11 protein-coding genes are annotated in these 11,154 nt (G+C 72.2%); 6 read left to right on the top strand and 5 right to left on the bottom strand.

The genetic code is table 11. The features are described from left to right. Window positions 1-101: 101 nt before the first annotated feature. From ACFRAR_RS26560 to ACFRAR_RS26570, 3 genes are read left to right on the top strand one after another with little or no spacing between them, the layout of a single operon-like run. The gene (locus ACFRAR_RS26560; protein ID WP_380700708.1) at window positions 102-1,088 is read left to right on the top strand and encodes a FecCD family ABC transporter permease; all 987 of its coding nucleotides are present in this window, start codon (window positions 102-104) and stop codon (window positions 1,086-1,088) included. Window positions 1,089-1,090: 2 nt separating this feature from the next. Beyond that, on the top strand, window positions 1,091-1,903 hold the full coding sequence (locus ACFRAR_RS26565; RefSeq protein ID WP_380700709.1) for an ABC transporter ATP-binding protein: 813 nt from the start codon (window positions 1,091-1,093) through the stop codon (window positions 1,901-1,903). Beyond that, window positions 1,900-2,643, top strand: a complete 744-nt coding sequence (locus ACFRAR_RS26570; protein WP_380700710.1) for a ferredoxin — start codon at window positions 1,900-1,902, stop codon at window positions 2,641-2,643. The genes ACFRAR_RS26565 and ACFRAR_RS26570 overlap by 4 nt, the downstream gene beginning before the upstream one ends. Window positions 2,644-2,700: 57 nt before the next feature. Here ACFRAR_RS26570 and ACFRAR_RS26575 read toward each other — a convergent pair whose 3' ends face one another. Continuing rightward, window positions 2,701-3,306, bottom strand: coding sequence for a nucleoside deaminase (locus ACFRAR_RS26575; RefSeq protein ID WP_380700711.1), 606 nt, complete (start codon window positions 3,304-3,306; stop codon window positions 2,701-2,703). A gap of 439 nt (window positions 3,307-3,745) precedes the next feature. On the opposite strand from ACFRAR_RS26575, the gene ACFRAR_RS26580 reads away from it, so the two are divergent. Together ACFRAR_RS26580 and ACFRAR_RS26585 are read left to right on the top strand one after the other, a co-directional pair. Then, the gene (locus ACFRAR_RS26580) at window positions 3,746-4,315 is read left to right on the top strand and encodes a TetR/AcrR family transcriptional regulator (RefSeq protein WP_380700712.1); all 570 of its coding nucleotides are present in this window, start codon (window positions 3,746-3,748) and stop codon (window positions 4,313-4,315) included. Window positions 4,316-4,374: 59 nt separating this feature from the next. After that, window positions 4,375-5,562: a GDSL-type esterase/lipase family protein gene (locus tag ACFRAR_RS26585; protein WP_380700713.1), complete on the top strand. Its 1,188-nt coding sequence runs from the start codon at window positions 4,375-4,377 to the stop codon at window positions 5,560-5,562. 63 nt (window positions 5,563-5,625) lie between these two features. Here the strand turns inward: ACFRAR_RS26585 and ACFRAR_RS26590 are convergent, their stop codons facing one another. Together ACFRAR_RS26590 and ACFRAR_RS26595 are read right to left on the bottom strand one after the other, a co-directional pair. Further along, complete coding sequence (locus tag ACFRAR_RS26590) at window positions 5,626-6,759, bottom strand: aminotransferase class I/II-fold pyridoxal phosphate-dependent enzyme (RefSeq protein ID WP_380700714.1); 1,134 nt, start codon at window positions 6,757-6,759, stop codon at window positions 5,626-5,628. Beyond that, window positions 6,756-7,406, bottom strand: a complete 651-nt coding sequence (locus tag ACFRAR_RS26595) for a transcriptional regulator (RefSeq protein WP_380700715.1) — start codon at window positions 7,404-7,406, stop codon at window positions 6,756-6,758. Before ACFRAR_RS26595 ends, ACFRAR_RS26590 begins: the two co-directional genes overlap by 4 nt. A 276-nt stretch (window positions 7,407-7,682) precedes the next feature. On the opposite strand from ACFRAR_RS26595, the gene ACFRAR_RS26600 reads away from it, so the two are divergent. Further along, window positions 7,683-8,933 (top strand): MFS transporter, encoded by a 1,251-nt coding sequence (locus ACFRAR_RS26600; protein ID WP_380700716.1) that lies wholly within the window; start codon window positions 7,683-7,685, stop codon window positions 8,931-8,933. Between the two features lie 395 nt (window positions 8,934-9,328). On the opposite strand, the gene ACFRAR_RS26605 is transcribed toward ACFRAR_RS26600, so the two are convergent. Beyond that, the gene (locus tag ACFRAR_RS26605; protein ID WP_380700717.1) at window positions 9,329-9,475 is read right to left on the bottom strand and encodes a hypothetical protein; all 147 of its coding nucleotides are present in this window, start codon (window positions 9,473-9,475) and stop codon (window positions 9,329-9,331) included. Between the two features lie 31 nt (window positions 9,476-9,506). Further along, window positions 9,507-10,733: a helix-turn-helix domain-containing protein gene (locus ACFRAR_RS26610; protein ID WP_380700718.1), complete on the bottom strand. Its 1,227-nt coding sequence runs from the start codon at window positions 10,731-10,733 to the stop codon at window positions 9,507-9,509. Window positions 10,734-11,154: the final 421 nt, after the last annotated feature.

The following is an 11,154-nucleotide window of genomic DNA, read 5'->3' on the forward strand; positions in this document are numbered from 1 at the left end:
CGTTATACTCCCCCCCCCCCCCCCCCCCGCCGCGCCCCCCCCGCGGCGCGGCCCGCCCCACGGCGGTCCTGGCCGTCGCTGCGGCCCTGCTGCTGGCCACCGTGCTCCTCGGCCTGGCCGTGGGCTCGCGGCACGAGCCGGTCCGGACGGTGATCGAGGTCGTGGTGCGCCGTCTCGGGCTGGGCGATCCGCAGGTGACACTGCTGGACGACCAGATCGTCTGGCAGTTGCGGCTGCCCCGGGTTCTCGGGGCGGCCGCCACCGGCGCCGGCCTCGCGGTCTGCGGTGCGGTGCTGCAGACGCTGACCGGGAACGACCTGGCCGATCCCTTCCTGCTCGGGATCTCGGACGGCGCCGCCGCCGGCGCGGTCACCGTGATCGTCCTCGGCGTCGGCGTGACCGGCGCCGTCGGCACCGGCGCGGTGTCGACGGCGGCCTTCGCCGGCGCCCTGCTCGCCGCCGCCGTCGTCCTCGCCCTGGCCGGCGCACGCACCCGGTCACTCCCGACCACCCGGACCGTGCTCGCCGGCATCGCGGTGGGACAGATGTGCGGGGCCTACACCTCGTTCGTCGTGATGGTCCTCGGGGACCGCAACGCGGCGCGCGGGGTCATGGAGTGGACGCTGGGCTCGGTCGCCGGCGTGCGGTGGCCCACCGCCGTCTTCCTGAGCGCGGTCGCGCTGGCCGGTGTCACGGTGCTGGCCTCCTCGGCCCGCGACCTGGACGCCTTCGCCTTCGGCGAGACCGCCGCCCGCTCCCTCGGCGTCCACGTCGAGCGCACCCGCTGGGTCCTCATCGCCACCGCCGCCCTGGTGACCGCCTGCCTGGTCGCCAACACCGGCGTCATCGGGTTCCTCGGCCTGGTCGTCCCGCACGTGGTCCGTCTCGTCTGCGGCCCGCGCCACGCCCTGCTGCTGCCCGTGTCGGCACTGGTGGGCGCGTCCCTCCTGGTGGGCAGCGACATCGTGGCGCGCTCGGTCCTGCCCGACCGGGAGATCCCCGTCGGCGTCATCACGGCCGGGCTCGGCGCGCCCTTCTTCGCCTGGCTGCTGTGGCGCCAGGGCCGGGCCGACGGGAGGGGACAGTGACCGTGCCACCCCCTGTCGAGCTGCGCGCGGAGGGACTCCTCGTCCGTGCCGGCGCGGCCACGCTGCTGGACTCGGTCTCGCTCGCGTTCCGCCCCGGCCGGATCACGGGCCTGCTCGGGCCCAACGGCGCCGGGAAGACCACCCTGCTGCGCGCGGTCGCCGGACTGACCCGGCCGAGCGCGGGGCGGGTCCTCCTGGACGGAGCGGACCTCCACGCGCTCACGGCCCGCCGACGCGCACGACAGGTCGCCTTCATGGAGCAGCAGGCCGACACCCGGCTGGAACTGACGGTCCGTCAGATCATCGAGCTCGGACGCACACCGCACCGCGGCCGCCTGCCCGTACCGGCGGACTCGGCCGCCGGCGCCCACGAGCGCTCCGTGGTCGCCGACGCCGTCGCCGCGGCCGACGTCGGCCACCTGCTCGACCGGTCCTGGCCGACGCTGTCGGGTGGCGAGCGGCAGCGCGTCCAGCTCGCACGGGCGCTGGCGCAGGAGCCCGGCGTGCTCCTGCTCGACGAGCCCACCAACCACCTCGACCTGCGCCACCAGCTCGGCTTCCTCGCCACCGTGCGCGGGCTGGGCATCACCACGGTGGCCGCGCTGCACGACCTCGAACTCGCCGCCGCCTACTGCGACGAGGTCGCCGTCCTGCTCGACGGCCGACTGGTCGTCCACGGGCCCGTCGCCGACGTGCTCACCTCGCCCACGATCGCGCGCGTCTACGGCGTCGACGTCACCGTGGAACGACACCCCCGGCACGACCGACCGCACATCCGGTGGAACGGACTGCTCCCCGAAAGGACGACGCCATGACCTCCCCCGCCCCGGACGCCCCCGCCCGCCGCGCCGCGGTGCTCCTGGTCGGCATGTCGATCGGGGAGGCGGTCCGCCGCGACGAACTCCTCCGGACGGCGGCGTCACACCGGGCCTCGATCGCGTTCCTGCAGCAGGCCGACCCCTCGCTGTCGGCCGAACTGACCAGGCTGGCCGACGCGGGCACCGGGACCGTGGTCGTGATCGGCGTCCGTCTCGCGGGTTCCGGCCCGGCCCAGTCCTGGCTGCGGCGGATCGCCGCGCACTGGTGGCGCGAGCGCGCGGGCCACCGTCCCGAACTCCTCGTCGCGACCCGCCTCGCCGACTCGCCGGACGCGATCGCCACAGTGGCCGCGGCGACGAGGGCCGTCACCGGCGAGGAGCCCGGACTCACGTCCGCGGCCTGGGAGGAGGTCACCGGCCACCGGCACCAGGTCCTGGTGTGCCGCGGCCCGCGCTGCACGGCCGTGGGCGCGGAGGAGGCGCTGCGCGCCCTGGTACGGGAACTGACCGAGCGGGGCCTCGGCGACGACGACGTGCTCGTCACCCAGACCGGGTGCCAGTTCCCCTGCAACCAGGCCCCCGTCGCCAGCGTGCAGCCGGACGACGTCTGGTACGGAAAGGTCGACCCGGCTGTCGCCGGCCGCATCGTCACCGAACACCTCGCCGGCGGACGGCCCGTCGAGTCCCACCGGCTCCCCCGCCACAGGAAGGAGCCTGCGGACCACCACGACGGCTGATCACGACGACTGATCACGACCACGGGCACGGGAGCGGGGCACGCTCCGCTCCCCCGCTCAGTAGTAGTGGTGGTTCGGCTTGCACATCCACGCCTTGTAGGCGCGGACGCCGAGCTTGCGGTGGCGCTGTTCGATGTGGATCCGCCGCTCCTCGTAGGGCTTCGCGAAGTCCTCGTACTGGAAGGCGTCGTCGAACCCGATCTCCCGGGTGTCCTCCAGGGAGCAGCAGAAGTAGACGCTGTCGATCCGCGCCCAGTAGATGGCGCTCATGCACATCGGGCAGGGCGCCCCGCTGGCGTAGATCGAGCACCCCTTGAGCATCCGGGCACGCTCCGGCACCGGGTCGGGGGATCCGGGGTCTCGCGGGATGTACTGGAGGGTCGACTCGTTCTGATGGTCCTCGGCGATGGAGGGCGACTCCGGGTTGAGGATCTGACTCGCCTTGCGGATGGCCTCCACCTCGGCGTGCGCGGTGGGGTCTCCGGTGAGCAGGACCCGGTTCTGGCCGAGCGCCACGATTTTCCCGCCCTGGGTCAGAACGGCACCGAAGGGGCCGCCCCAGCCGTTCTCGACGGATTCGCGGGCCAGCCGTACGGCCAACTTCAGGAAAGCCCGGTGTTCGTCAGGCCCCTTCTCCTTCAGGAAGTCCTCACATCCGTTCATGGCATGACCTCCCGGCGGTCCAGCGCGGAGCCGACATCCCGCGAGCGAGCGGTTGTCGGGCTTTGCCCGATGGTCCTGTCAGGCCAGCGTAGTCCGGACGGAAGCGTCCGCAAGCCGCGGGAACGGCCCGGCTGCCTGGTCGCCACCACCATGGGTCCCTGGATGACGGGCACCGCCACCGGCGACTTCGCCCTCGGATCATCGGCGCCCTGCGCGAGACCGTCGTCGACCGCGTCAACGAGCCGCGCCCGGCGACCTGACCCACCCTCACTGCCGCCACGCCCCTGGCCGTCCCCATGGCCTACGACGGCCCGCCGGCCCCCGCCGTCGCGCCCGCCCCATGGGGACGGAGCACCGAACCTCAAGGACCGCACCCTTTGCCTAAAGCCTGTAGGTAGATCTAAGGTAGCCATAGGAACATCGAGAGTAGGTGATGGTCGTGGTTCGGGCTGGACTGAACCCGGAGCGGCTGACGCTCGCCGGGGCGGAACTCGCCGATGAGGCCGGTTTCGACCAGGTGACCCTGTCCGCGCTCGCCCGGCGATTCGACGTGAAACCGGCGAGCCTGTACGCGCACGTCAAGAACTCCCACGAGGTGAAGACCCGGATCGCCCTGTTCGCACTGGCGGAGCTCGCCGACCGGGTCGCCGACGCCGTGGCCGGGCGTGCGGGCAAGGACGCCCTGGCGGCCTTCGCGAACGCCTACCGGGACTACGCCCGGGCGCATCCCGGCCGGTACGAAGCCGCCCGGTACCGGCTCGACCCGCAGACCGCCGCGACCAGCGCGGGTGTCCGGCACGCGCAGATGACGCGGGCGATCCTACGCGGCTACGACCTGGGTGAGCCGGACCAGACGCACGCGGTCCGCATGCTGGGCAGCGTCTTCCACGGCTACGCCTCCCTGGAGGCGGCCGGCGCGTTCGACCACACGGACGTCGCCGCGCAGGAGTCCTGGGAGTGGACCCTGGACCGCCTCGACGCCGCGTTGCGCAGCCGCTCCACCCCCTGACCGGGCCGCGCCGCCCGCGACGGCCGTCCGACAAGCCCCCCATCACAAGGCCTGGAGCGATGAGCACCGAGCAGAACCAGAACCCGATCACCACCCCCGTCACCGCGGACTTCCTGCGCGGACACCTCGACGTGGAGGAGACCGCCCACGGCCTGCTGCCGCACCGGCTGCCCGCCCGGGCGCGCCGGCAGATACCCGACGACCGGCTGGCCGTGGCCGAGGCCCAGCCCTCCGGCGTCCGGCTGGCCTTCCGCACCGGCGCCACCGCCATCGAGCTCGACACCCTGCCCACCAAGCGCGTCTACTCGGGCTTCCCGCCCCCGCCGGACGGCGTCTACGACCTCCTGGTCGACGGCCACCTCACCGCCCAGGCCACCGTGGACGGCGGGAACCTGCGCACCGTCACCGACATGCGGACCCAGGCCGCGGAGTTCACCCCGGGCCCCGCCGGCACCGCCCGCTTCACCGGCCTGCCCGCCGGCGAGAAGGACATCGAGATCTGGCTCCCGCACGCGGAGATCACCGAGGTCATCGCCCTGCGCACCGACGCCCCCGTCGAACCGGCCCCCAGCACCGGGCGCCGGGTGTGGCTGCACCACGGCAGCTCCATCAGCCACGGATCCAACGCCGTCTTCCCCAGCACCATCTGGCCCGCCCTGGCCGCCGCCGCGGGCGGTGTGGAACTGATCAACCTCGGATTCGGCGGCAGCGCGCTGGTCGACCCGTTCACCGCCCGCGCGATGCGCGACACTCCGGCCGACTTCATCAGCGTCAAGCTCGGCATCAACGTCGTCAACAGCGACGCCATGCGCCTGCGTGCGTTCGCCCCGGCCGTCCACGGCTTCCTCGACACCATCCGCGAGGGGCACCCCACCACCACCCCCCTGCTCCTGGTCTCCCCCCTCCTGTGCCCGACCCACGAAGAGACTCCCGGACCCCTCATGCCGGACTTCTCCGATGGAACCCTGAAGTTCAGGGCCACCGGCGATCCGGCCGAGACCGCCGCCGGACGGCTGACGCTCACGATCATCCGCGACGTCCTCGCCGACATCGTCGAGCAGCGGTCCGCCGAGGACCCCAACCTCCACTACCTCGACGGACTCGACCTCTACGGCGAGAGCGACCACGACGAGTTCCCCCTGCCCGACGCGCTCCACCCCGGACCGGAAGGCCACCGCCGCATCGGCGAGAACTTCGCCAGGCTCGTCTTCGCGGACAACGGGCCCTTCACCGTCGCCACCGGCTGACCGCGGCGGTGCCGACGACCGGTCGGATGCCGAAGGCCGGTGGCGCGCCGACGACCGGTGGGGTCACCGCTTCTCGCGCAGCCACCCGGCGAACGCGGCGAGGCCCGCCTCCGGGTCGGCGCGGCCGACGCCGATGCGGAAGCGGTCGGTGGGGGTGGGGGTGAGCTCGGAGCGGTAGATGCCGGCGGGCAGCAGCAGGACGCCGGCCTCCTCGACCAGGCGGGTGCAGAACTCCTCGACGCCCTCGGAGCCGAGGAAGCGGGGGTAGGCGACGCAGCCGCCGTCCGGGGCCCGCCACGCGAAGAGGTCGGCGAACTCGGCGAAGAAGGCGTCGAAGAGCGGCAGGTTGCGGGCGATCAGCGCCCGGTTGCGCTCCAGGATCGTGGCGCGGGCCTTGAGCGCGATGCGGGCCAGGACCTCGCTGGGCGCCGAGTTGCAGATCGAGGTGTAGTGCTTGGCCCGCTCCAGACGGGACAACAGCTCGCGGTCGCGGCAGACGATCCAGCCGATCCGCAGGCCCGACAGGCCGAGGGACTTGGAGGTGACGTTCAGCGACAGGGCGCGCTCGGACAGGTCGGTGGCCTGCGGCAGGATGCGGGCCACGTCGCGTTCCAGGCCGCGGTAGACCTCGTCGCTGAACAGGTGGATGCCGCGCTCGTCGCACAGCCGCGCCAGCTCGGTGAAGTCGGCGGCGCCGATGACCTTGCCGGTGGGGTTGTTCGGGAAGTTCACCGAGACGACCCGGGTGTTCGGGCGGATCGCCGCCTTCACCGCGTCGAGGTCCAGGGCCCAGTCCCGGTCGGGGTCGAGGGCGACGCCGGTGACCTCGCACAGGGCGAGCGGCACGGTCTCGGCCGCCTGGTAGTTCGGGGTCACCACCACCGCGTGGTCGCCCGCGTCCAGCAGCACGTTCATCGCCAGGTAGAGGGCCTCCTCGGCGCCGGCGAAGCAGAGCACGTCGGCCGCCTCCGCCCGCTCGTACATCCCGGCGATCGTCTCGCGCAGCGCCGGGTCCCCGTAGGTCTCGGTGTAGCCCAGCGACAGGTTCTCGAAGGCGGCGCGGTCCTGGTCGTCGGCCAGGGCGAGCAGCTCGCGCAGGGTCATGGTCTGGACGTCGGAGGCGGTCAGGTGGTGGCGCGCGGTGAACTCCCACCGGGAGAAGTGGGTCTCCAGGCGGAAGTCGGGCAGGCGGGTCATGGCGTGTGGTCCTTCACCGGGGCTCGGAGTTCGCCCAGCAGGGCGTACAGGGTGGAGCGGGAGACCCGCAGGGCGGCGGCGACGACGGGGGTGGCGCGGCGCACGGCGAAGACCCTGGCCTCGTCCAGGCGGGCGAGGACGGCCAGGCGGTCGGCACGGGTCAGCCGCTCGACGGGGCGGCCGCACTCGCGCACGTACGCGCCGACGATGTGCTGGACGCGCTCGTTCCAGTCCTGCTCGAACAGCGGCTCCGGCCGGGGCGCCGTCGGGGCGCCGAACGCGGACAGCACGGCGGCCGCCTGCTCCAGTGGCGTGCGGTCGAGGTTGACGCACAGCACCGCGGCGGCCTTCCCGTCCGGCCCGCGCAGCACGGCGCTGACCGAGGACAGCCGCCGGCCGTCCGCGAGCAGCTTCTCGTACGGCCCGAACACGTCCCGTGCCGACGGGTCCAGCGCGTCCAGCTCGCCCAGCAGCGAGGGGTCCCCCGGAGCGCGGGACCCCGTCGGGTTCCAGATCGCGAGGATCCGGTCGGTGTCCGGGTCGTGCAGCACCACCTCGGCGTACGGGCCGAGCAACAGCGCGACGGCCTGGCCCACGGGCGCCCACATCCGGACCCGGGGGTCTGTGCTCTCTTCGGCATTCTCCACGATCTGGACTATAGGTCCGGATCGGACTGACAGTCCAGACCTTCTTCGGCGCCCCGGGATCGAGGACCATCCCCATCCGCCTTCTGTCGTGAGGTGGCAGTGGGTGTTGTCGGCCGCAGGTGCCGGGGCCACATGGACGAGACCGGCGCCTGGGGCCGGTCGAGGAGCACCACCACGAGGCGACGGCGCCCACGAGCCAGGGCCCCTGGCGGAACCAGAGCACGTGGCCTCGGTGCTACTTCCGCCGGATCAGCGGCCGCTGTTAGCGTGCCATCCATGATCAAGGGCAACTTAGCGGGTCGAATAGGCCGGATGGCGGGGGACAGTGGGCCGGAGCGCGCGCTGGTCGCCGCCAGTTTCGTCAACCGAGTCGGCAACGGTCTGTTCAACGCGGCGTCAGCGCTCTATTTCACCTTGGTCGTGGGCCTGCCCGCAGCGCAGGTCGGTGCCGCGCTCACCATCGCCGGAGTGATCGGTCTCTGCGCGGGGATACCCGGCGGGCATCTCGCGGATCGGCGAGGGGCGCGCACGATCATGATGGTGGCCCTCGCGGTCCAGGCCGTGTCGATGGCGGCCCTCGTCCTCGTCGAGAGCTGGGCCGCGCTCACGATCATCGCGACGGTCGACCAGATCGCCGCGGCGGCCGGTGGGGCGGCGTGGGGCGCGCTGGTGGTCCGGGTCGGGGGTGAGCGCCCGGCCCTGTTCCGTGCCAAGCTGCGCACGTTCGTCAACCTGGGCGTCATTCTGGGAACGGTGGGTGCGGGGCTGGCGTTGGCCGCGGGCACCCGCGGCGCCTATGTCGCGCTGATCCTCGGCAACGCGGCGAGCTTCGCCCTGTGCGCGGTGCTGTTGCTCCTGCTGCCCCGCTATCCGGTGCTGGCGGCGCCGCCTCGCCAGCGCCGCTGGCCCGTCCTCGCGGATCGCCCCTTCCTGGCGTTCACCGCTCTCTACGGGGCCATGGGACTGCAGTACCCGGTGGTCTCACTGCTCCTGCCGATCTGGATCTCCGAGCACACCGAGGCGCCGCGCTGGACGGTGCCCGCGCTGTTCGCCGTCAACTCCCTGTTCTGTGTGCTGATGCAGACCAGGATCGGCTCGCGGATCGAGACCCTGCACGATGGCGGCCTGGCGTTTCGCACAGCGGGGCTGCTCTTCCTCGTCAGCTGCCCGATGATGGCACTGGCGGCGCACGCCCCGGTCTGGGCGGCGGCGGGACTGGTCCTGGCCGCGATCTTCGTCCACAGTCTGGGAGAGGTCTGGGAGTCATCGGCGTGCTTCGCCCTGGGCTTCGGTCTTGCCCCCGACCATGCACAGGGCCAGTACCAGGGTGTCTTCGGTCTCGGCTTCAGCGCGGGCCAGGCTCTCGCCCCCGCGATCCTCACCACGGTGGTACTCGGCCTCGGCATGACAGGCTGGCTGCTGCTGGCGGTGTTCTTCGCGGCACTGGGCGCTGTCGGTCCGTCTCTTGCCCGCTGGGGCATGCGGACCCGGCCGCAAGCAAGTGTTGCCGCGGAAGTGACGGGATGACCACGGGCGAAGCCGTAGCGGCCGCGCAGGTTGTAGGTCCGCGAGCTCGACGCTCAGGGCGCGGGCGGGTGGCGCGGGACATGATCGACGAGCGGCACACTCACATGACTGCCCTTCGATGGGCCGAGTGGTTTGCCCTGCCCTTCGAAGCGCTGGAGGATCTGATCCGATCGGCGGGCAAGCGTGCTGAGGGCCCCGCGCCAGGTCGGGTGCGGGACCGGCCGACAGCTCAACCATCAGGACCACGTCCCCCGCCGAACTGAATCAGCCTGTGTGCCAATGCTGTTCACCGGACTGGCGGTGTCCGCCTCGGACTGTGGCGCAGCCGAAAGACGAGAGCCCACCCCTGCCGCGCCGAAAGCAGCAGCCTTGTGCGAGGACGGAGCCGAGCTGAGCTATCGGGCGCTCACTTCACTGGCCACGATGATCCGGCCACCGGCCTTCCGCACGGAACGGCTGACTCGGGCCTTCTCGTCGGGCAGGACGGAGAGCATCTCGCCGGTGGGGACGATGATGGTGTCGGCATCGCCGTTGAGGAGCATCTGGAGGGCGTAGGTGAGTCCTCGGCGCTGGTCAGAGTTCGACGGCGAGGAAGTCGGCGAGTTCGACGAGTTGCGGGGACAGGCCGCGCTTGCGGCGGGTGACGAGGGTGGTGGTGATGTCGCGGGCGTATCTCTGGTAGCGCAGCCACTCGGGGGCGGCCTGCTTGATGCCCATCAGGATCTCGGTGGCCGGCGCGTAGTCGCGCTGTTCGGTGTGGGCGGCGGCGAGGTCGAGCAGGTGGCGGTTGCGGTTGTTGGAAGTGGAGCGGGCGGGGACGGTGACCTGGCCTGAGAGCCGGAGGGCCTTGCCGTACTCGCGCAGGACCATGGCGTTCTCGACCTCCTTCATGGCCACCGTGTCGGGGCCGAAGGTCGTCCAGTACTCGTGGTAGTCGATCACGTCCCGGCCGACCAGGACGGCTGCGGCCTTGGCCTGCCGGAGCATCTCGTCCGCCTCCGGGGTGCGGTTGTTGCGCACGGCCGCCGCTGATCCTCGCAGCATCAGCCAGCCCCACGTGCCGAGATGGCTGGCGGTGGAGCGCCGGAAGGACGGCTCGATGGCGTCCGCCGTGGCGACGGCCACGTCTTCGGCCTCGTCGAAGCGGCGCTGCCGCAGCAGCAGCCAGCACAGCGAGACCACCGCGGACGCCCCGAGCACCTGGTTGCCGCTGCGCTCGGCCAGGTCGACGGCCCGGCTCAGCGCCTGGTAGGCGAGATCGTCATGCCGCAGGTGGATCAACGTGGACCCGGCCAATTGGTACGCCTGCGCTTGCACTTCCAGCGCCGCCAACCTGGCCTCCCCTTCTGCCAGTTCGGCGACCTGAGCGGCCTCGGTCAGCACGCTCGGCAGCGCTCCGAGCGTGGCCGCGTAGTCGTCGCCCTGGTAGAGGCGGTTGCCCTCGCGCACCGAAGCCCGGACCCCGGTGATGGTCGGGGCGTCGTGAGCGTCATCAGCGTGGGCCATCCGGCCCAGGCCCCGGGCGGGTGTGATCACCCGACGGATCGCCAGTATCCCGGCCGGGTCGACCTCCGGGGCAACCGGTGCCTCGATCGGTCCGGTCTGCATCAGATCCGTCGTCTTCACGCCCAACGCCTGGGCGAGCTGGCGCAAGGTGCCCATGCGGGCGCTCTCGCGGTCGTTGCGCTCCAGCTTCCGGATGGTCGCCACCGAAACCCCGGACGCCTCCGCGAGCTGCTCCTGCGTCATGCCCCGGCGTCGGCGCAACCGCCCGATCCGGTCCCCGATGCTCTCCGCCATGGCCACCCCTGCGTCCTCGTTCCTCGCCAACGGTACGCCGCCCGCCAAGACCTGGTGTGAACAGCGGGCGACCGCAACCAACCGGGTGATCGTGCTCGTTGGGTTCAGCCGGGCTTCCGCGTCGTGGTCTTCTTCGGCTTGGCGCCGACCTCCAGGGCTTCGATGCACGCTCGCGCATCTCCTCGATCCGCTCCAACGCATTCTCCAGGACGTCGGCCAGGTGCTGGATGCGCTGGCGCGTCACCAGCTCCTCCGGAGACGGGCCGCTGTAGGTCTCCAGCGCGCCCGGGACCGCCGAGAGCTGGCCGACGGCCACAGCCTCCACGACTCTCATACCGCCCTCGGCGGGGACGCCACGACGGATACGCGTGCCCTTGCCCTCGACCAGCAGGAGGACGAGCGCGTGGTGTGCAGCCTCCTC

The organism is Kitasatospora sp. NPDC056651, from assembly GCF_042792155.1.
In the GTDB taxonomy this organism is placed as follows: Bacteria; Actinomycetota; Actinomycetes; order Streptomycetales; family Streptomycetaceae; genus Kitasatospora.